We start from the raw sequence: 20129 nt of genomic DNA on the forward strand, positions 1-20129 counted from the left end.
ACGGACTTCCATAAAGAATTCTTTGACCTGACTTTGCTAAGGAAATAGACGTTGATGCAAGAGAACGTGCCGGAGAACAATGGTGGCGAGCCGCCCCACGAAAGTGACGGGCAGGGAACAAACCGGGACCACGTCCGCCAAGATTGGCGCGGACGCCGTTTCAAGGCACACAAGCACGCAGAGGGCACCAATGCAGAGCACCGCGCCGGCGATGGTGCCGGCCACAACGACCTTGAGGCGAACGACGACGGCACGGCCACCGAGCGCTTCGGCCGCCAGGCCTGGGCCTGGGGCAAGGAACTGCTCACCATTGTCGTCATTGCTGTGGTGCTCTCCTTCTTGATCAAGACGTTCCTATTCCGGGCGTTCTACATCCCCTCCGGTTCCATGGAAAATACTTTGGAGATCCATGATCGGATCTTTGTGAACCTGCTGGTTCCGGAGCCCTTCTCGCTCAAGCGCGGAGACGTTGTTGTCTTCAAGGACACGCAGGGATGGTTGCAAGCCCCCGACACCGCCGCGGATCCGGTCAGTTGGCTCGGCGAGGTTGCCACCTTCATCGGCCTTGCCCCTGACAGCTCCGAGCAGCACTTGGTCAAGCGCGTCATTGGCCTGCCAGGGGATCACGTCATTTGCTGCAATGCCGAAGGAAAGCTGACCGTCAACGGCGAAGCCATCACTGAACCGTACCTCTTCCCGGGGGCGTCACCATCGGAGACCACCTTTGACGTTACGGTCCCTGAGGGACACCTGTGGGTCATGGGTGACCACCGCAACAACTCTCAGGATTCGCGCTACCACGACGCTTTCAATGGCACCGGATTTGTCCCCATCGAGGATGTTGAAGGACGCGCCGTGGTGATTGCCTGGCCCATTACCCATTGGGGCTTCTTGGGCAATCACCCCGAAGTTTTTGACAAAGTTCCGGACCCGACAACCAACAGCGTTGGCTCGGCTCCGCATGTTGCGGCGGGCCAGTAGTGGCCGCCGCGGCGCCCACACTTGATTGGGAACGTGAGCTGGCGGAGCAGGGCTACGCTGTCGTGGCGGGCTGCGATGAGGTGGGCCGCGGGTCTCTTGCCGGACCTGTAAGCGTTGGGGTGGTCATTGTTCGGGCCGCAACGGCGGTTGAGCTGCCCGGCGTGAAGGACAGCAAGCTCCTGCGTCCGGCCGTTCGCGAGGCATTGGCGCCGGCCATTGAAGAGTGGGCTGCAGCCAGTGCCGTTGGCCATGCTGCCGCACATGAAATTGATGCGCTGGGCCTCGTCAGCGCCCTGCGGCTTGCAGGAACCCGGGCCTTGGCACAGGCGTCCGCCATGGTGATGCCCGATTTTGTGATCTTGGATGGCAATCAAGACTGGCTTTCCGAGCCTGAACAGGGTGACTTGTTCGGGGCCTCACTGCCCACCGCGGCGCCCGCCCCATGGCGGCTCCAGACTCGGATCAAGGCCGACATGACCTGCTTGTCCGTTGCTGCCGCCAGCGTTTTGGCGAAGGTGGAACGCGATGCCATCATGACCGGCCTGGCCCAGGAGTTCCCCGCCTTCGGGTGGGACGCCAACATGGGGTACGGAACGGCGGGGCACCGAGCGGCCATCGCCGCCTGCGGTCCTACTGACTTCCATCGAAAGACGTGGCGACTTCTCTAGATTGTGCACACTTTGTGCCGCTTGGCCGCGCCCGTTGGGTAAGTAACGCGCATGTGATGGATGATGGAACCATGAGTGCTGAGGATCTGGAAAACTACGAAACTGACATGGAGCTGCAGCTTTACCGCGAATACCGTGACGTGGTGAACCTGTTCAGCTATGTGGTGGAAACCGAACGACGTTTCTACCTGGCCAACCATGTGGATTTGCAGGCCCGATCCGCCGACGGTGAGGTGTACTTTGACCTGACACTGCAGGATGCCTGGGTCTGGGACGTGTACCGCACGGCCCGCTTCGTGAAGAACGTGCGGGTCATCACCTTCAAGGACGTCAACGTTGAGGAACTCATCAAGTCTGACGACCTGCAGATCCCCAAGGATGGCCAGCTGGGCCCGCTGGGCTAAGGTGCCCTGCGCCCGCTCCGCCAAGGATTAAAGGAAAGGACGACGCCGGAACGCAAGTTCCGGCGTCGTCCTTTCCTTTAATCCTCTAATCCTCTAATCGTCGATTCAGTCCTTCGGGGCGTGTTCTGCGTCGTAGGCATCGCGAGAGCTGAGGATGGATGGCATGTTTTCCTTGGCCCAGTCCTCCAGGGCCAGCATAGGCCCGGCAAGACTAATGCCGGACTCGGTCAACTCGTAGTCAACGCGCGGGGGAATCTGGGCGTACATGGTGCGGGCCACGAGGCCGTCGCGCTCAAGACCACGCAGTGTCTGCGTCAGCATCTTCTGGGACACGCCATCCACCGTTTTGGCGAGAGCGGAAAAACGCAGGGGCCCATGCGCCAAAGCCCCGACCACCAAAACGCTCCAGCGGTCGCCAATCCTGTCCAGCACCTGCCGTGAAGGGCAATTCCGGTCGTAGGGATCCCACATTGGCTCATTCATAATTCTCTTCTCCACACTGGTTGTCCCAATGAGTCTAGCAAATACTTACTTCCCATTAGTGTGTTACTCTCTATTGGTAACCAAGAAAATGATGTGGCGCCTAGCCACCCACAAGGAGATCCACCATGGCAAAGATCAACGTAATCGGCGGAACCGGCTACGCAGGAAGCAACATTGTTCGTGAGGCTGTCAAGCGGGGACATGACGTCACATCCTTTAGCCGCAACCTCCCCGAAGTTCCTGTTGAGGGTGCAAAGTACGTCACCGGGTCGGTGCTCGATGCCGATTTCTTGGCGACGACCGTCACGGACGCCGACGTGGTGATTCATTCCTTGTCTCCCCGCGGAGAGCTGGTGGGAAAGCTTGACGGCGTTGTGGACCAGCTGCTACCGCTTGCAGAGACCGCAGGTGTACGCCTTGGCGTCATCGGTGGCGCAGGTTCCCTGCAGGTTGCCGCAGGAGGCCCCTTGGTCATGGACACACCGGGTTTCCCGGCCGAGATACTGCCCGAAGCCAAGACCGCTGGTGCGCTCCTGGAGACGCTGAAGAGCAGCGAAGCAGATCTTGACTGGTTCTATGTCAGCCCTGCTGGTGGATTTGGTGGCTTTGCCCCGGGCACGGCCACGGGCACCTACCGCACCGGAGGCGATGTCCTGCTCGTAGACGATCAGGGAAACTCGCACATCTCCGGTGTTGATTTCGGCTTGGCCATCATTGATGAGGTGGAGACGCCGGTGCACCGCAACCAGCGCTTCACTGTGGCGTACTAAATCAATTTGACCTTCACATGGCGGTGTTGTGCCGCGTAAGAGCACCACAAGGTTCTCAGTGCCCGGTCGGGTCTTTCCGGCCGGGCACTGTTGTCTGTTCCTCCACAAGCGGCGGTGACAGGGCGACTGCCCACAATTGGGCCACGTGGCCTTTCGGGCGCTCCCGAAGCCAGCCAAGCTGGCAGTGGAGGCAAAGATGAGAACAAAGGATGAGCTCGGTCTGAGCGGTGAACAGTTGGCGGCCGACTATCTGGAAGATCGCGGAATTCGGGTCATTGACAGCAACTGGCGATGTTCCAGCGGCGAAATCGACATTGTGGCGCTCGATGGGCAGGATCTGGTCATCGTGGAAGTAAAAACGCGTCGATCGCGGCGGTATGGCGATCCGCTTGAAGCCATTACCAAGGCCAAACTCTTGCGCCTGCGAACCCTGGCTGTGCTGTGGGCGCGCGACCACAACCGCGTTGTTGGTGCGCTGAGGATCGACGCCGTGGGAATTATCATGGGTGGCCGGCAAGAGCCTAGTATCGACCACATCAAGGGCGTGGCCTGATGGGAATGGGTCGATCGTTGGCAATTGCCCTTGTGGGACTCAACGGCCACGTCATTGAGGTTGAGGCGGACATTGGCCAGACATTGCCAAACTTCATTCTCCTGGGGCTGCCAGACGCATCGCTGAGTGAAGCGCGCGAGAGAATCCGTTCGGCGGCTCAAAACTCCGGGATTCCTCTAAGCCGACGCAAAATCACCGTGAACTTGGTTCCGGCGTCCTTGCCCAAGAAGGGCTCCGGCTTTGATCTGGCCATTGTCATGGCGGCATTGGATGCCGCTGGCGATGTCCGTGGGACCGGCAGAACGGTTTTCATTGCCGAGTTGGGCCTCGATGGTCGATTGCGTCCCGTGCGCGGAATCCTACCCGCTGTCATAGCGGGCCTTGCAGCAGGGCATGCCGAATTCGTGGTGGCGAAGGCCAACCTTGCCGAGGCGCAGCTTGTTAAGGGAGCAAAGGTGCGCGGCTATGAGTGCCTCGCCGAGGTAGCCGTGGACTTTGGTGCGGATCCCCATGACCTACCGGCCGTGGATCGCGAATGGGTCTCCGGCCCCGAACCCGGCGGAACCGCCCAGAGACAGCCACACGCGCAGGAAAGCGTTGATCTGGCCGAGGTGGCTGGACAACCAATTGCTCGCCTTGCTTTGGAAATAGCGGCGGCTGGAGGGCATCACCTCATGATGGTGGGCCCGCCTGGATCGGGTAAAACCATGTTGGCTGAACGGCTGCCGGGGCTGCTGCCGGATCTCAATGACGCCGAATCCATGGAGGTCACAGCAATTCATTCCCTTGAACACAGTGCCTCCAATCTGGTTGCGCTAATTCACCGGCCACCCTATGAACGCCCGCACCATTCCGCCAGTACGGCAGCCATCATTGGCGGCGGCAGCGGCATACCCAGGCCAGGGGCAGCGTCGCGTGCGCACAGGGGAGTGCTGTTCCTGGACGAGGCGCCCGAGTTCGACAAGAGAGTCCTTGATGCACTCAGGCAGCCGTTGGAGAGTGGGGAGCTGGTTCTGCACAGATCCGCTGGAACAGCAGCATATCCGGCGCGTTTTCAGCTTGTCCTGGCCGCCAATCCTTGTCCGTGCGGCAAGGCCACCGGCAAAGGGGTGCACTGTGAGTGCACCCCGATGGCGCGAAGGCGATATTTCGGACGATTGTCTGGTCCATTGCTGGACAGGGTGGACATTCAATTACAAGTTAATAAGGTCCAGCTGTCCCAGCTGGCCGACACCGAACCCCGAGAATCCAGCGCCCAAGTTGCCGAACGCGTGAAGCTGGCCCGGGCTGTCGCCGGTGAGCGGCTCAAGCCTTGGGGATTGGTGCACAATGCGGACCTCACCGGCCGGATCCTGCGAGGTCCCCTGCGTCTGGGCGGGCATGACACCGCACTTCTGGACAAAGCCATGGGTGTGGGTGTGCTCAGTGCCCGCGGTTACGACCGTGTGCTGCGCCTGGCCTGGACAGTGGCCGATCTGCAGGGCCTGGAACGCCCTGGCAGCGATGAAGTAGGGCTGGCTCTGACATTGCGACAACGAGGAGAAGGTCTATGAGCACTACGCACGGCAGCAGCACAATGGGCGCGAGCGCATGGTCAGGCAAGGGCCTGCGAGTCGCCAGGGCGGCGCTCACCCGGTTGATGGAACCCTCAGACCTGCCCGGGCTTGCCTTGATTGAGGTCCTGGGACCGGAGGAGGCGCTAGGGCTCATTGAGAGCGGTGCGGCCACTGACGCCACGACGGAACGGGATATGACAACCGTATTGGCTGCGGCCGGTACCCAACGGTGGGCCGGTCTGCCAGAGGCGTTGGGACGTTGGCGGCCACGGCTGGCAGATCTTGCCCCGGAACGTGATCTTTAGACAGTCGAGCGGTTCGGTGGACGGCTTTTGATTCCGGAAGATGACACGTGGCCACTGGCTCTTCTTGACTTAGAACTGAAGGCACCCATCGCGCTGTGGTGCCGCGGCTCCCATGATCGAATCCCGGATCAGGACAGGTGCATCGCCGTGGTGGGATCTCGGGACAGCACCAGCTACGGAGCCAATGTCACAGCCGAGATTGCCAATTCCCTGGTTCAGCGGGACTTCACGGTGGTCAGCGGAGGCGCCTATGGGATCGACGCGCACGCTCATCGAGGAGCATTGGCCGCTTCGCCGGATGTCACGAGGCGGTCAGGCGGTGAACGACCCCCCGCCAGAACCTCAGCTGTCGATGCCGAACAGCAACGAGAAGCACCGCCCACCTTGGCCGTTATGGCTGGGGGAGTGGACAGGTTTTATCCCTCCGGCAACGACGATCTGCTGCATGTCATCGCCCAGAGGGGACTCGTGGTCGCCGAGGTGCCGCCGGGTACAAACCCCACACGATACAGATTCCTGCAGCGCAACCGGCTGATCGCCGCCCTGTGCTCTGTCACGGTTGTCGTGGAAGCACGGTGGCGATCCGGGGCTCTCAACACGGCACACCACGCGGAATCGCTGAGCCGTTTGGTGGGGGCAGTGCCTGGGTCTGTCTATTCGGCCAATTCTGCTGGCTGCCACAGACTGCTGAAGGAGGGGGCGGCAGTTTGTGTCACCGATGCCGCAGACATCGCTGAACTGGCCGGCTCGATGGGACAGCATATGGTGGATGAGCCGATCGCCCAGGCAGCTCTGCACGACGGGCTGGGCACCTCTGATTTACTCCTCCTTGACGCCCTGCCGCTGCGGACAGCTACAACTCTGGAAAAGCTCTGTGTGGTTGCGGGGTTGAGTGCCCCTACCGTCCTGGCAGGGTTGGGCAGGCTGGAAGTCTTGGGCCTGGCCGAGCGCTTCGCGGGAGGTTGGAAGCGCCACGGGAAATAGCCAAAGGGCATGGTGTGCATCGCCGTCATGGCCCATGAGTTCCCCTGTGATGCGTGGGAGGATGCGTCAGTGAAAGGGGTCTGGGCTAGTCCACGGCGGGGCAACTTGCCCCAGGCACCGCAACAGCGCACAGTGGGTGTGTGGACTCCGAAGAACGCGCAGCACTGCCGCCAGCTCTAGCTCAAGCCGCCGACGCGTTCGAAAGGTACCTCCGCGCTGAACGGGGCAGGTCTGAACACACGATTCGTGCCTATCGCGGGGATATTGATGCGCTCTTGATCCACGCCGTCACCGAGGGCATCAGCAACCTCGGTGAGGTTGACTTGGCACAGTTGCGACGCTGGCTCGGCGAGCAGAGCGCTTCAGGGCTGGCACGCTCCACCTTGGCCCGCCGTGCGGCCACCATTCGAAGCTTTACTGCGTGGGCGCTGCGCGAGGAGATCATTTCCGTGGATCCCTCCTTGCGCCTCAAAGCTCCCAAAAAGGAGAAAAACCTGCCAGCCGTCTTGCAACAGCAACAGCTGGGCCGGCTCCTTGAAAACTTGGCCGTCGCAGCCCAAGAACAAGACCCCATAGCCCTGAGGAATCTAGCCATGGTCGAGTTTCTCTACGGGACGGGAATCCGTGTCGGCGAACTGACAGGACTGGACGTGCAGGATGTCAACCGCGAACGGCGCACCGTCAGGGTGCTCGGAAAAGGGAACAAGGAACGCGTGGTTCCCTATGGTGTTCCGGCCGAGGAGGCGCTGGGCAGGTGGCTGGACCGGGGTCGCAACGCATTGATTCAAAGCCAGAGCGGGAGTGCCTTGTTTCTGGGGAAACGCGGCGGTCGGATTGATCAACGCACGGTCCGGTCAGTTGTGGACAAACTTTTTGCCTTATTGGGTGACACCTCGGCCACTGGTCCGCACACCCTGCGCCATTCGGCCGCCACACACCTGCTCGACGGCGGCGCCGACTTGCGGAGCGTCCAGGAAATTCTGGGCCATTCTTCCTTGGCGACAACGCAGCTTTACACCCATGTTTCGGTGGAACGTTTGCGCGAAAGTTATCGCACAGCACACCCACGTGCATGAGCTTGGGGAGGAAATGCGCCTTCGGTTGCGACGGATTGTCCTGACGGTGGCGTAATCGGCCCGGCTACGGCACAATGATAGGGAGCCATAGCTCAAGAACTAAAGGTCGGGTTTCAAACCCGGATAATCAGGGCCGGTAGATGCCAAGCTCTGCGCAAGACCAAGTTTCATCCTAAGAAGGTCGTTGGGGAAGACGCACCTACTGCAATGGAGGATGGAATGAAGGTAGAAACCACGCGCGGGGTTTTGTTTGTACACTCAGCCCCGGCTGTCATGTGCCCGCATATTGAATCGTCCATTGCAGCCGTAATGGATCAACGCTCGGACTTGCAGTGGACTGCACAGCCCGCGGCGCGCAATGTGCTGCGCACCGAACTTGCCTGGCGCGGCCCTGCTGGCACCGGCGCACGGCTCGCTTCGGCACTACGTGGTTGGGCCAATGTCCGCTACGAAGTCACCGAAGACCCGAGCCCGGGAGTGGATGGATCACGCTGGTCGCACACCCCTGAACTGGGCATCTTCCATGCCGTCACCGATGTTCATGGCAACATCATGGTGTCTGAGGATCGCATCCGCTACGCCTACGAGACTGGCAAGGGTGATCCCTCAATGGTCTATCAGGAGCTCTCGCTGGCACTGGGTGAAGCATGGGACGAGGAACTCGAACCCTTCCGTCACGCCGCGGCTGGGGCGCCTGTCCGCTGGCTTCACCACGTTGGCTAGCCAAAACTAGAATCCAAAAAACAAAGAACGACGGCGGCGCCCACCTTTTGGTGAGAGCCGCCGTCGTTATTGTCCCTGCAAAGGGGAGCCTAGGCCAACTCGACCTTGGGGCCCGTGCTGCGGATGGCTACAACTGCATTGTGGCCTCCGAAGCCGAAGGAGTTGTTCAACGCCATGATCTCGCCGTCGGGCAATTCACGAGGAGTGCCGGTGACGACGTCCAAGGGAATTTCCGGATCCTGATTTTCCAGGTTGATCGTGACAGGGGCCAGGCGGTGGTAGACGGCCAGAACCGTCAGCACAGACTCAACGGCGCCTGAGGCGCCAAGCAAGTGGCCCATCTGGGACTTGGTGGCTGAGACACAGACGTTGTTGACGTGATCGCCCAGGGCAGACTTCAAAGCCGTGTACTCGGGACGGTCGCCAACAGGGGTGGACGTCGCGTGTGCGTTGACGTGGACCACGTCTTCCGGCAGTGCCCGGGCATCGAACAGCGCAGCCTTGAGCGCGCGGGTTGCACCCAGGCCCTGGGGGTCCGGAGCTGTGATGTGGTACGCGTCGGCCGTGACCGCAGTGCCGGCCAGCTCACCGTAAATACGTGCGCCGCGGGCAATGGCGTGCTCTTCAGCTTCCAACACCAGTGCACCAGCACCTTCACCCATGACGAATCCGTCGCGGCTGATGTCGTAGGGGCGTGACGCGGTCTCCGGGGAGTCATTGCGCTTGGAGAGTGCCTGCATGGCGGCAAAGGAGGCCAACGGCATGGGGTGAATGGCTGCCTCGGCGCCACCGGCCATGACAACATCTGCCTTGCCGGAGCGGATGAGCTCCAGTCCGATGTGCAGGGCTTCGGTACCTGATGCGCAAGCGGAAACCGGTGTGTGCGCACCGGCGCGGGCGCCGAGGTCAAGGCTGACTGCTGCTGCCGGGCCGTTGGGCATCAACATCGGAACCGTCATGGGCAAGACGCGGCGGGGCCCCTTTTCGCGCAGGGTGTCCCATGCGTCCAGGAGTGTCCAAACTCCACCAATGCCAGTTGCGAAGGCCACTGCGAGGCGGTCGTGGTCGATCTCCTCGATGCCGGAGTCCTTCCAGGCCTCACGGGCTGCCACAACGGCGAACTGCGTTGAGGGGTCCATACGCTTGGCTTCAACGCGGCTCAGGACATCTGTTGCGGGAGTTGTTGCTTTGGCCGCGAAGTGAACGGGCAGATTGTACTTTTCCACCCAATCATCGGTCAGCGTGTGGGCGCCGGAAACACCCTTCAGGGCGTTCTTCCACATGGTCGGAACATCGCCGCCAATGGGCGTCGTTGCTCCGAGACCGGTGATGACTACTTTGCGGGCCATGATTCAACTCTCTAAAAAATTATGGGTCAGGGCTAAAGGATGGTGATGTGGTTGGCCGGCGTCCTGCTCCTCCGGCCAACCACCATGCCCTGGACCACTTGCGTGGCCAGGGAACAAGGCACAGGGCTGCTTAAGCCTGTGCGCCTGCGATGAAGCTGACAGCGTCGCCGACGGTCTTGAGGTTCTTGACTTCCTCGTCCGGGATCTTCACGTCGAACTTCTCTTCGGCGTTGACGACGATCGTCATCATGGAGATGGAATCGATGTCCAGGTCATCCGTGAAGGACTTCTCCAGTTCAACGGCCTCGGGGGCAAGACCGGTCTCTTCGTTAACGATTTCGGCCAATCCAGCCAGGATTTCTTCGTTGCTAGCCATTGATGGCTCCTTTTCTTCTTTGTGCTGTGATCAAGAAATTGATCATGTCAGGCATGCTGATCCAGCCACGGTTGTGGCTGGATGCGTTTAGGGAAGGCGCACCACTTGGGCACCAAACACCAGTCCGGCGCCAAAGCCGATCTGAAGCGAAAGTTTACCGGAGAGCTCCGGGTTCTCCGCCAGCAGGCGGTGTGTTGCCAACGGGATGGAGGCTGCGGAGGTGTTTCCAGCATCGGCGATGTCCCGGCCAATGAGGACGTGTTCGGGCAACTTGAGCTGCTTGGCCAGTTCGTCGATGATGCGCATATTGGCCTGGTGCGGCACAAAGGCGCCAAGATCCTCGGCCGTGATGCCGGCGGCATCCAGGGCCTTTTTTGCCATCTTAGCCATCTCCCAGACTGCCCAGCGGAAGACGGTCTGTCCGTCTTGGCGCAGAGTTGGCCACAGGGTGGCGTGAGCCTCGTCAGCGGCCGCCTGGGCGACGTCGTCGCCCTTCATGGCCTGTTCGCTGAAATCGCGGACGTCGGTCAGGGAGTGGGTCATGCCGATGGTGTCCCACTTGCTGCCGTCCGAACCCCACACGGCCGGGCTGATGCCGGGCTCATCGGAGGGGCCAACGACAACAGCGCCGGCGCCGTCGCCCAACAGGAAGGAGATGGTGCGCTCGTGGTTGTCGATGACGTCGGAGAGCTTCTCGGCGCCGATGACAAGAACGTAATCTGCCGTGCCCGAACGAACCAGCGCGTCAGCCTGGGCCACGCCGTAGCAGTAGCCGGCGCAAGCGGCGGAGATGTCAAAGGCAGGCGCGGGGTTGGCCCCGATCTTGTCTGCGATCAGGGCAGCGGCCGACGGCGTCGCGTAGGGGTGCGACACCGTGGAGACCAGGACCGCGCCAATCTGGGACGGTTCGATCCCCGCGTTCTTGATGGCTTCGGTGCCGGCGCCGACGGCCATGTCCACCACGGAGACGTCCTTGGGGGCACGGTGGCGGGTGATGATGCCGGTGCGCTGTTGGATCCACTCGTCCGAGGAATCGATCCACTGGCATACGTCTTCATTGGTCACGATCACGGACGGTCGGTATGCGCCAATGCCCATGATGCGTGAGCCTGTGTGGATCGGATTTTGCTTCAGCGTAGGGGTGCTCACAGTGTTCCTGCTTCCAGCGAAGAGTGTGCTGCCAGCAGTTCCTGTGCAGCTTGAAGATCATCGGGCGTTTTCACGGCGACGGTGGTGATGCCGCTCATTCCACGCTTGGCCAGACCGGTCAGCGTGCCGGCCGGAGCCAGCTCAATCAGCCCCGTCACGCCCATGGCGCTCATGGTTTCCATGCACAGGTCCCAACGGACCGGGCGCGAAACCTGGGCGATCAAGGACTCAAGTGCCGCTTCTCCGGAAGGTACGACGGCGCCGTCGTAGTTGGAGAGCAGCGGCACCTTGGGTGCGTGGGTGGTCAGGGACGGTGCCAATGCCTCCAAAGCGGAAACCGCAGGTGCCATGTGGTGCGTGTGGAACGCGCCCGCAACCTGGAGGGGGATGACCCGTGCCTTGGCCGGCGGAGCTGCTACGAGGGCGGCAATTTGTTCCAGCGTGCCGGCAGCAACAGTTTGGCCCTTGGAGTTCATGTTCGCCGGAGTCAGCCCGGCTGCTGCAATGGCGGCAATGACCTCATCCGGGTCGCCACCCACAACGGCGGCCATGCCGGTGGGTGTGGCGGCAGCGGCGTCGGCCATGCGGTTGGCACGCTCACGCACAAACGCCATGGCGTCCGCGTTGGAGAGCGTCCCGGTGAGAGCCGCAGCAGTGATTTCACCGACCGAATGGCCTGCGATGACCACCGATCGTGGGGTCAGGGCCCCTGGTGCATCGGCACCTAGAAGTGCCTGAGCCGTGATGAGCCCGGCCGCAACGATCAGGGGCTGCGCAACCGCGGTGTCCTTGATGGTTTCGGCGTCTGAGGTGGTGCCGTGGGCCAGCAAATCGATGCCGGCTGCATCACTCAAGATGGCCAATTGTTCCTGTACACCCGGGCGTTCAAGCCATGGTGAAAGGAAACCGGGGGATTGGGAGCCCTGTCCAGGGCAGACTATTGCAAGCACATTAACCAGCTTTCCAAACTTAGGGGCTTTTGACGGTGTTTCCCCACACCAAGCTCTTCAGCACATTTTGTAGGAAGTCTACAATGACTGCGCTGTTTGGTGACAAAGGGAGGGAAGTTTTAGGCGAAATCTACTAACGGTTCACCTCGCGGGCCGAGGTGGGCTTGGTGTCCAGGGGCTTTACCGCAGTGGTTTGGTGGCATAATTTTTCGATGGCGTGGCGAGCCTGCCCACGATGACGGCCGTCTGCAACACAAAGGCTTCCCGGGGGATCAACGGATCCCAGCCGGTGACGTCACATACCCGCCGCAAGCGGTAACGAACCGTGTTGGAGTGCACAAAGAGTTCCCGGGCAGCGGCCTCAAGCGAGTGGCCGCCCTGCAGGTAGCTGCTGAGGGTTTCAATGAGTCCGTTGGAAGCTGCGATCAAGGGCCGGTAGATGTTCACAATTAGCGCCCGCCGTGCCGATTCGTCCCCGCCCATGACTCGTTCCGGCAGGAGGTCATCGGCTGAGACCGGACGCGGTGCGCCGGACCATCCCTTGGCAACCGAAATACCGGCAAACGCTGCCTTGGCAGATGCAGTTGCATCCGACAGCGTGGCGGCCATAGGGCCGTAAACAACCGGGCCAGGGGCAAAAAGGTCGCTGAGGCGCAGGTACGCCGATTCAGGGTCTTTCACATTGCCCAGAACCAGAATCAGTTTGTCGCCCTGGATGCCCACCATGACGTCCTCGGCGAAACGGGCGGCCGCGCGTCGCAGTGTGGCCAGGAACAAGGCATTGGCTTCCTGCGGGGCAGGTCCAACCATGATCGTAATGTGGCTGTGACTGGTCCAACCCAGGGCTGAAATACGCGATTGCAAGGCGTCCGTGTTTTCACCGCGCAAGATCCCGTCCACCGCCAAGGCCTCCAAGCGCGTATCCCACGCTCCACGATTTTCTGCGGCACGCGCATAAACATCGGCGGCGGCGAAGGCCACCTCGCGTGAATAGCGGAGCACCGCTTCACGAAGAGCCGTCTGCTCCTCCGCGGCAGCCAGCTCCGGAACACGATCTTCCACCACCTGGACTACGGTGCGGATTAGTTGCAGGGCCCGTTGGAGGCTGATGGCACGTGTCAGCTCGGTGGGTGCGGTGCCGAAGACATCTGAGAGGACCCAGCTCGGTGATGACGGCTGCTCGTACCAGGAGACGAAGGCCGTGATGCCATTTTGTGCGACCAGGCCAAGAGCTGAACGTTCATCGGCACTGAGCCGTCGGTACCAGGGCAAGGTATTTTCAAGTTCGCTGCGCATCATGGAGGAGAGCGATCCCACGTTTGCGCGCAGGCGCTCCAAAGTCTCGGTGCTGCCGTGGACCTTGGTGGGTTTGCGCGGGGCCTTGGTGGCCGGGGAACCCTCTGCCGGCGACTCTGTCACCGGTTTTTTTGTTGCTGCCATGATTCGAGGGTATGTCCTTGAGGCCCGGAAGCGCTATTTGTGTGAATCCCACAACTCCATGATGAGTCATGAAGCGGGCTTGCGCACTTAAAAGCGAAAGGGTGGTTGGTGTTGCTGTAGAGGTTCTACAGCAACACCAACCACCCTTGGGGCAGAAGACGCGAGCGTGGGTGTGGGGCTTAGCCTTCGCCGCCGGCGTTGCCGGTGGTGCCTGCGTTGACGTTGAGGAGATCGTATTTCGCTGCTGCCTGGGCGGCGGCGTTGGGGTCGATCTTGCCTTGCTTGGCGAGCATCTGCAGGGTGCGGACTACCACTGAGTGGGAGTCGATCTTGAAGAAGCGGCGGGCCGCGGAGCGGGTGTCGGAGAAGCCGAAGCCGTCGGCACCGAGGGTTGCGAAGTCATTGGGCAGGAACTGGCGTATCTGATCCGGCACTGCTTTCATGTAGTCGGTCACGGCGATGACCGGGCCCTGGGCATCAGCCATTTTTGCGGTGATGTATGGGACGCGGGCTTCTGCTTCGGGGTGCAAGAACGCGTCCTCTTCGGCAGCAAGGCCGTCGCGACGCAGCTCGTTCCAGGAGGTTACGGACCAGACATCGGCTGCTACGCCCCATTCGGTGGCGAGGATCTGCGCAGCTTCCAGGGCCCAGGGCACGGACACGCCGGAGGCCAGCAGTTGAGTGCGGGGCCCGTCGATCTCAGCAACCTTGAGCTTGTAGATGCCCTTGGTGATGCCCTCGACGTCGATGTTCTCCGGCGCCTTGGGCTGGCTGATCGGCTCGTTGTACACGGTGATGTAGTACATGACGTTGGGATCAACTGAATCCTTGCCGTACATGCGCTCAAGACCGGACTTGATGATGACGCCGATTTCGTAGCCGTAGGCGGGGTCGTAGGTGACCACTGCCGGGTTCGTGGAGGCCAGGATCGGTGAGTGCCCGTCAGCGTGCTGCAAACCTTCACCAGTGAGGGTGGTGCGCCCTGCTGTGGCGCCGATGATGAAGCCGCGGGTCATCTGGTCACCGGCGGCCCAGAAGGAATCACCGGTGCGCTGGAAACCAAACATGGAGTAGAACACGTAGACCGGGATCAACGGTTCACCATGGGTGGCGTAGGCGGTGCCGGCGGCGGTGAACGCTGCCACGGAACCGGCCTCGTTGATGCCGGCGTGCACGATCTGCCCAGAAATGGATTCCTTGTACGCCAAGACCAGGTCGCGGTCCACGGAGAGGTAGTTCTGCCCGTTGGGGTTGTAGATCTTCGCGGTCGGGAAGAACGCATCGATGCCGAAGGTGCGGGCCTCATCAGGGATGATCGGCACAATACGCTGGCCAATCCCCTTGTCACGCATCAGATCCTTGAGCAGGCGTACGAAGGCCATGGTGGTGGCTGCCTGCTGCTTGCCGGAGCCGCGGTTGGCAACCTCGTAGGTTTTATCGCCGGGCAGTTCCAGCTCGGTGTGCTTGCTGCGACGCTCAGGGACGGAACCGCCCAGTGCGTTGCGGCGCTCCATCATGTACTGGATTTCCGGCGTATCCATCCCTGGGTGGTAGTACGGGGGACGGTACGGGTCGGCTTCGAGGACCTCATCGCTGATGGGCAGGCGCAGGTGTGTGCGGAAGTCCTTCAAGTCCTGCAAGGTGAGCTTCTTCATCTGGTGCGTGGCGTTGCGCGCCTCGAAGTGGCTGCCCAGGCCGTAGCCCTTGACGGTGTGCGCCAGGATCACTGTGGGCTTGCCCTTGAACTCGGTCGCTGCCTTGTAGGCGGCGTAAACCTTGTGGTAATCGTGGCCGCCGCGCTTGAGGTTCCAGACCTCATCGTCGCTAAGGTGTGCGGCGAGTTCCTTGGTTTGCGGGGTTTGCCCGAAGAAGTGCTCGCGGACGAACCCGCCGGATTCGGCCTTGTACGTCTGGTAGTCACCATCGCGGGTGGTGTTCATGACATCGACCAGGGATCCGTCGCTGTCGCGGTCTAGCAGGTCATCCCACTCACGGCCCCAGAGGACCTTGATGACGTTCCAGCCGGCACCGCGGAAGAACGCTTCGAGTTCCTGAACGATCTTGCCGTTGCCGCGTACCGGACCATCGAGGCGTTGGAGGTTGCAGTTGACAACGAAGGTGAGGTTGTCGAGCTTGTCGTTAGCGGCGAGTTGGAGCAGGCCGCGTGATTCGGGCTCGTCCATTTCACCGTCCCCCAGGAACGCCCAGACCTGCTGGTCGCTGGTGTCCTTGATGCCGCGGTTGTGCAGGTATCGGTTGGACTGGGCCTGGTAGATCGCGTTCATCGGGCCAATGCCCATGGACACGGTGGGGAATTCCCAGAATTCCGGCATCAGGCGCGGGTGCGGGTACGAGGAAAGCGCGTGGCCTTCCTTGGACTTTTCCTGACGGAATCCGTCCATGTCTTCTTCGGAGAGGCGGCCTTCAAGGAAGGCGCGGGCGTACATGCCGGGGGAGGCGTGGCCCTGGAAGAAGACCTGGTCCCCGCCACCGGCGTGGTCCTTGCCGCGGAAGAAGTGGTTGAAACCGACCTCGTACAGGGTTGCGGCACCTGCATAAGTGGAAATGTGTCCACCAACACCAATCTCCGGAGACTGGGCCCGGTGGACCATAATGGCGGCGTTCCAGCGCAACCAGGCACGGTACTTACGCTCGATCTCCTCGTTGCCGGGGAACACGGGTTCCTGATCAACGGGAATCGTGTTTACGTAGTCCGTGGTCGTGACCATCGGCACGCCAACGCTCTGCGCACCAGCCCGCTGAAGCAGGCTACGCATAATGTACTGGGCACGCTCTGTGCCGCGTTCCTGAATCAACGTATCCAAGGACTCAAGCCATTCGGCTGTCTCTTCTGGATCGCGATCAGGCAGCTGGTTTGTCAACCCGCTGAGGATATGGGAGTTTTCGTCTCCTGCAGCCACGTCCAACCTCTCTTATAAAAGCAGTGTGGGGGCGCCCAGAGCTGTGGCCATGGGCGTGTACCAACACTCTAGACCGCAGGGACCGCTAGTGCGTAGCTGCGCCCGTTGCATGACCAGCTGCATGAACTGCATCTAATGCCGTTACAAGCGAACTCCCGCGCACCCGCGAAAAGTGCCATGTTGTGCAAATCACAAAATGATCGAGGACTTTGCGGGGTGTTTGTTGCCAATGGCAGTTAAGTAGAGGCAATATGGGCTGACCCCCTAGACTGGGGATACATACCAACAAACCAGCGCGCAAGTGCTGACCGCAGGAGGAAAAACGTGAGCGAGGCCGACGCCGGCACTGTTGCCAAGGTGGCAGGCAAATTGGGGTTCAAGGATGAGGATCTTGTCCAGGAACTCGGATACGACGACGACGTTGATTTTAAACTTCGCGATGACATTGAGGATCTGATTGGGTCCGAAATGTTTGATGAGGACGATCATGACGTTGTGGACGCCATTATCTTCTGGTGGCGCGCAGACGACGGCGATCTGGTGGATTCCCTGGTGGATTCACTGACGACTCTGGATGAGGGTGGGATTGTTTGGATCCTCACACCGAAGCAGGGCCGGGATGGTTACGTCCCGCCGTCGGACATTCAGGAAGCTGCCCCTACGGCGGGCCTGCATGTGACAACCACCGCCGGAGTGTCCGCGGATTGGGCGGCAACCCGCTTGGTTCCACGCAAGCGCCAGTAGCGCAGGACTGCCTGTGACGAACGACGGCGGCACGGACTTTGGATTGCGCGTGGGGGACATGGCTCCCGACTTTTCCTTGCCGAACCAGTTTGGCGAGCCAATTTCCCTTTCCGGGTTGCGTGGTGCTCCTGTGGCGATCGTTTTTTACCCTTTCGCGTTCTCCGGGATTTGCACGGGGGAGTTGTGTGAACTTCGTGACAATATTGCCGATTTTGCTGCTGTGGGCGTGCGCTTGTTAGCTGTGTCCGTGGACACGAAATACACACTGCGCGCCTACGCCCATGCCGAGGGCTATGACTTTGACCTGCTGGCCGATTTTTGGCCCCATGGTGGGGTGAGCCAGGCTTATGGAGTCTTTAACCCTGTCCGCGGCATGGCCGGGCGAGGCACTTTTTTGGTGTCGGCCGATGGGCGCATAGCTGACATGTTCAGCACTCCCACAGGCCAGGCTCGTCCGTTGGCTCGGTACCGTCAAGCTTTGGGGCGGCTTTAGTCATGGACAAGGTGCGTCCGGGTATTGGCCAGACGGCCTTCGCAAAGGGGTCGCCCTTGCCGCCCGATGGCTTAGCCGCGGATGCTCAGCGGTTCGGTGACCTTCCCGCTGGTGCCCTATCGGCTGGGGATATTGAGGCGCTCGACCGGCTGGCTGAAATGATGAGGCACCGGCGTGTAGCTTTGCTCACCGGTGCCGGACTCAGCACGGATTCGGGCATTCCGGATTACCGCGGCCCGGACTCAGCGCCCCGCCAGCCTTTGACGTACCAGGAATTTGTGGGCGACCCGCTGCTCCGTCAGCGTTATTGGGCCAGGAACCATATTGGCTGGGCACACATGCACCGAGCCGAACCCAATGTTGGACATTTTGCCGCAGCGGCACTGGAGCGAGCAGGTCATCTCACAGGCATCGTGACTCAGAATGTTGACCGCCTGCATGAGGATGCGGGGGCCTCAAATGTTGTGGACCTGCACGGTCGCTTTGATCAAGTCGTGTGCATGAATTGCCAGACAACCTATTCGCGATCGTTTCTCGCCACGATTCTTGCCGAACTTAATCCAGGTTTTCTTGAGGCCGTCAACGGAGCCCCGATAGGGCCTGATGCCGACGCTGACATTGCCGATGAACTTCTCATTGCCTCTTTCAAGATCGCCAAGTGCCCCTTGTGCGGCGGGATGCTCAAACCCGATTTTGTTTTCTTTGGAGAAAACGTTCCTAAGGAAAGAGTTGAACGGTCCTTTGCCATGGTGGAGGCCGCGGAGTTGTTGTTGGTGGCCGGATCCTCTTTGACGGTCATGAGCGGGTTAAGGTTCGTGAAGAGAGCGGCCAAAGACCTAAAACACGTGGTGATCATTAATCGCGGTGAAACCCGCGGTGATCCGCTAGCCAATGCCAAATTAGAGACCGGCGTGGGGGAGAGTTTGAGCTATTTGGCAGGCGCGCTGGGACTCGATTGGCACAATCGCTAAAACCTGTGTACAGTAGTTTCTCGTTGGTCAGGCCAACAAGCGCAAAGCTTGGAAGCTGAATCAATGAATGGGTCTTTAGCTCAGCTGGTAGAGCGCCACGTTTACACCGTGGATGTCATCGGTTCGATCCCGGTAGGACCCACCACAGAAGAACCCCTCGGTTTCACGGTTTAGACCATGAAACCGAGGGGTTCTTTGCTTTGCCCCGTGAATTCATCTGGGCTGAATCTGAGCCTTTGCTGCCACGAAAATTTTGGGCACCAACGGCTGTACGTAGAGGATTGCATGCAAGGGATATCGTTCACGGCCATTGACTTCGAAACGGCCAATAACTTCCGCGCCTCTGCATGTGCTGTGGGGCTGACGAAAGTCCGGGCCGGGCGCGTTGTGGCTCAGGTGGCATGGTTGATGAAACCATTGCCAGGCTACGAGGAGTTTCATCCGGTCAATGTAGGCATCCACGGGATCACTGCAGCCCACGTTCGGGCCATGCCTGACTGGCGGGGCATTTACGGCCCCATGATGGATTTCATTGAGGGTGATGCCTTGGTGGGCCATAATGTCAGTTTTGAGAAGTCGGTCATTGCCAAGGCCAACGAGGCCAGCGGGCTGCCCGTTCCCACGTTGGACTATTACTGCACCTTGGCTCTGGCGCGAAAGCAGCTGGAATTGCCGCACTACACGTTGTCGGATGTTGTCGGGGCCTTGGATCTGCCTGCCTTCAACCACCATGACGCCGGAGATGACGCTCGTGCCAGCGCACTGATCGCTATTGAGCTGGCCAAGCGCAGCGGTGCCAGCACGCTGGCTCAGCTGTGGCCGGCGGCTAGCGGGCCCAGTGCCCGAGTTCCTGCCTACTATTCGCCAGGGTACACGCGGAAGCTGGCGGAGCTGCCGCAGGCAAATCCACAGGCCAATCCCTACGGGCCGCTATTTGGCCAGACCATGGTCTTCAGCGGTGACCTGGACGCCATGCCCCGTGCCGAGGCTCAGGACGCATCGGCTGCACGAGGTGCCACGATCGCCAACGGTACAACGAAAAAGGTCACCATAGTCGTTTGCGCCGAGCTTGAGCGCGGAGGCCGGCCAAGCGCCAAGGTGAAGCGTGCTCACGAGCTGGCGGCAGCAGGCCAAAACATCATGGTCATCGGTGAACTGCAGTTCCTGAGGCTGTTGGCGTTTAAGTAGCCGCTACGCCCCCAGTACGGAACATCCCGGGCAGGCATGTCAGAC

Annotated in this window: 19 protein-coding genes, 1 tRNA gene and 1 pseudogene; 14 read left to right on the forward strand and 7 right to left on the reverse strand. The window is 60.8% G+C overall.

Features of this window, described 5'->3' with window-relative positions:
- The first annotated feature begins 54 nt into the window (after positions 1-54).
- From lepB to BLV41_RS02660, 3 genes are all read left to right on the forward strand, one after another.
- Positions 55-981: a signal peptidase I gene (gene lepB, locus BLV41_RS02650; protein WP_083360568.1), complete on the forward strand. Its 927-nt coding sequence runs from the start codon at positions 55-57 to the stop codon at positions 979-981.
- Complete coding sequence (locus BLV41_RS02655; protein ID WP_074710304.1) at positions 981-1649, forward strand: ribonuclease HII; 669 nt, start codon at positions 981-983, stop codon at positions 1647-1649. Before lepB ends, BLV41_RS02655 begins: the two co-directional genes overlap by 1 nt.
- A gap of 71 nt (positions 1650-1720) precedes the next feature.
- The gene (locus tag BLV41_RS02660; RefSeq protein ID WP_044571173.1) at positions 1721-2053 is read left to right on the forward strand and encodes a DUF2469 domain-containing protein; all 333 of its coding nucleotides are present in this window, start codon (positions 1721-1723) and stop codon (positions 2051-2053) included.
- Positions 2054-2158: 105 nt separating this feature from the next.
- On the opposite strand, the gene BLV41_RS02665 is transcribed toward BLV41_RS02660, so the two are convergent.
- Positions 2159-2536: a winged helix-turn-helix transcriptional regulator gene (locus BLV41_RS02665; RefSeq protein WP_139244186.1), complete on the reverse strand. Its 378-nt coding sequence runs from the start codon at positions 2534-2536 to the stop codon at positions 2159-2161.
- A gap of 125 nt (positions 2537-2661) precedes the next feature.
- Here BLV41_RS02665 and BLV41_RS02670 point away from each other — a divergent pair, with 125 nt between their 5' ends.
- The 6 genes and pseudogenes from BLV41_RS02670 (at position 2662) to BLV41_RS02695 (ending at position 8503) form a co-directional block, all read left to right on the forward strand.
- Positions 2662-3306, forward strand: coding sequence for an NAD(P)-dependent oxidoreductase (locus BLV41_RS02670; protein ID WP_074710307.1), 645 nt, complete (start codon positions 2662-2664; stop codon positions 3304-3306).
- Between the two features lie 196 nt (positions 3307-3502).
- Complete coding sequence (locus BLV41_RS02675; RefSeq protein WP_074713067.1) at positions 3503-3859, forward strand: YraN family protein; 357 nt, start codon at positions 3503-3505, stop codon at positions 3857-3859.
- Complete coding sequence (locus BLV41_RS02680; RefSeq protein ID WP_074710309.1) at positions 3859-5412, forward strand: YifB family Mg chelatase-like AAA ATPase; 1554 nt, start codon at positions 3859-3861, stop codon at positions 5410-5412. Before BLV41_RS02675 ends, BLV41_RS02680 begins: the two co-directional genes overlap by 1 nt.
- Positions 5413-5435: 23 nt before the next feature.
- A pseudogene (locus tag BLV41_RS02685) lies at positions 5436-6704 on the forward strand (DNA-processing protein DprA).
- A 140-nt stretch (positions 6705-6844) separates the two neighbouring features.
- Positions 6845-7780, forward strand: a complete 936-nt coding sequence (locus BLV41_RS02690) for a tyrosine recombinase XerC (protein ID WP_074710311.1) — start codon at positions 6845-6847, stop codon at positions 7778-7780.
- A gap of 219 nt (positions 7781-7999) precedes the next feature.
- A complete protein-coding gene (locus BLV41_RS02695; protein ID WP_044571152.1) occupies positions 8000-8503 on the forward strand; it encodes a DUF3145 domain-containing protein in 504 nt (167 codons plus the stop codon).
- An 89-nt stretch (positions 8504-8592) separates the two neighbouring features.
- On the opposite strand, the gene fabF is transcribed toward BLV41_RS02695, so the two are convergent.
- The 6 genes from fabF to aceE all read right to left on the reverse strand — a co-directional run bounded on the left by fabF (position 8593) and on the right by aceE (position 16688).
- Entirely contained in the window at positions 8593-9852 is a 1260-nt protein-coding gene (fabF, locus tag BLV41_RS02700) for a beta-ketoacyl-ACP synthase II (protein WP_058945610.1), read from the reverse strand.
- Between the two features lie 130 nt (positions 9853-9982).
- Positions 9983-10228 (reverse strand): acyl carrier protein, encoded by a 246-nt coding sequence (locus tag BLV41_RS02705; RefSeq protein ID WP_044571151.1) that lies wholly within the window; start codon positions 10226-10228, stop codon positions 9983-9985.
- An 87-nt stretch (positions 10229-10315) separates the two neighbouring features.
- The gene (locus BLV41_RS02710; protein ID WP_044571150.1) at positions 10316-11377 is read right to left on the reverse strand and encodes a beta-ketoacyl-ACP synthase III; all 1062 of its coding nucleotides are present in this window, start codon (positions 11375-11377) and stop codon (positions 10316-10318) included.
- Entirely contained in the window at positions 11374-12327 is a 954-nt protein-coding gene (locus BLV41_RS02715; RefSeq protein WP_074710313.1) for an ACP S-malonyltransferase, read from the reverse strand. Before BLV41_RS02715 ends, BLV41_RS02710 begins: the two co-directional genes overlap by 4 nt.
- A 180-nt stretch (positions 12328-12507) precedes the next feature.
- On the reverse strand, positions 12508-13767 hold the full coding sequence (locus BLV41_RS02720; protein WP_074710315.1) for a PucR family transcriptional regulator: 1260 nt from the start codon (positions 13765-13767) through the stop codon (positions 12508-12510).
- 179 nt (positions 13768-13946) lie between these two features.
- Positions 13947-16688 (reverse strand): pyruvate dehydrogenase (acetyl-transferring), homodimeric type, encoded by a 2742-nt coding sequence (gene aceE, locus BLV41_RS02725; RefSeq protein WP_074713068.1) that lies wholly within the window; start codon positions 16686-16688, stop codon positions 13947-13949.
- 324 nt (positions 16689-17012) lie between these two features.
- Between aceE and BLV41_RS02730 the strand changes: the two genes are divergently transcribed.
- The 5 genes from BLV41_RS02730 to BLV41_RS02750 all read left to right on the forward strand — a co-directional run bounded on the left by BLV41_RS02730 (position 17013) and on the right by BLV41_RS02750 (position 20084).
- Complete coding sequence (locus BLV41_RS02730) at positions 17013-17432, forward strand: DUF3052 domain-containing protein (RefSeq protein ID WP_044572344.1); 420 nt, start codon at positions 17013-17015, stop codon at positions 17430-17432.
- A 58-nt stretch (positions 17433-17490) separates the two neighbouring features.
- On the forward strand, positions 17491-17925 hold the full coding sequence (locus BLV41_RS02735; protein ID WP_074713069.1) for a peroxiredoxin: 435 nt from the start codon (positions 17491-17493) through the stop codon (positions 17923-17925).
- Positions 17926-17927: 2 nt separating this feature from the next.
- Positions 17928-18896: an NAD-dependent protein deacetylase gene (locus BLV41_RS02740; protein WP_074710317.1), complete on the forward strand. Its 969-nt coding sequence runs from the start codon at positions 17928-17930 to the stop codon at positions 18894-18896.
- A gap of 69 nt (positions 18897-18965) precedes the next feature.
- Positions 18966-19041, forward strand: a tRNA-Val gene (locus BLV41_RS02745).
- A 140-nt stretch (positions 19042-19181) separates the two neighbouring features.
- Positions 19182-20084, forward strand: coding sequence for an exonuclease domain-containing protein (locus tag BLV41_RS02750; RefSeq protein WP_074710319.1), 903 nt, complete (start codon positions 19182-19184; stop codon positions 20082-20084).
- Positions 20085-20129: the final 45 nt, after the last annotated feature.

Origin of the sequence: Arthrobacter alpinus, from assembly GCF_900105965.1 — a bacterium.
In the GTDB taxonomy this organism is placed as follows: Bacteria; Actinomycetota; Actinomycetes; order Actinomycetales; family Micrococcaceae; genus Specibacter; species Specibacter alpinus.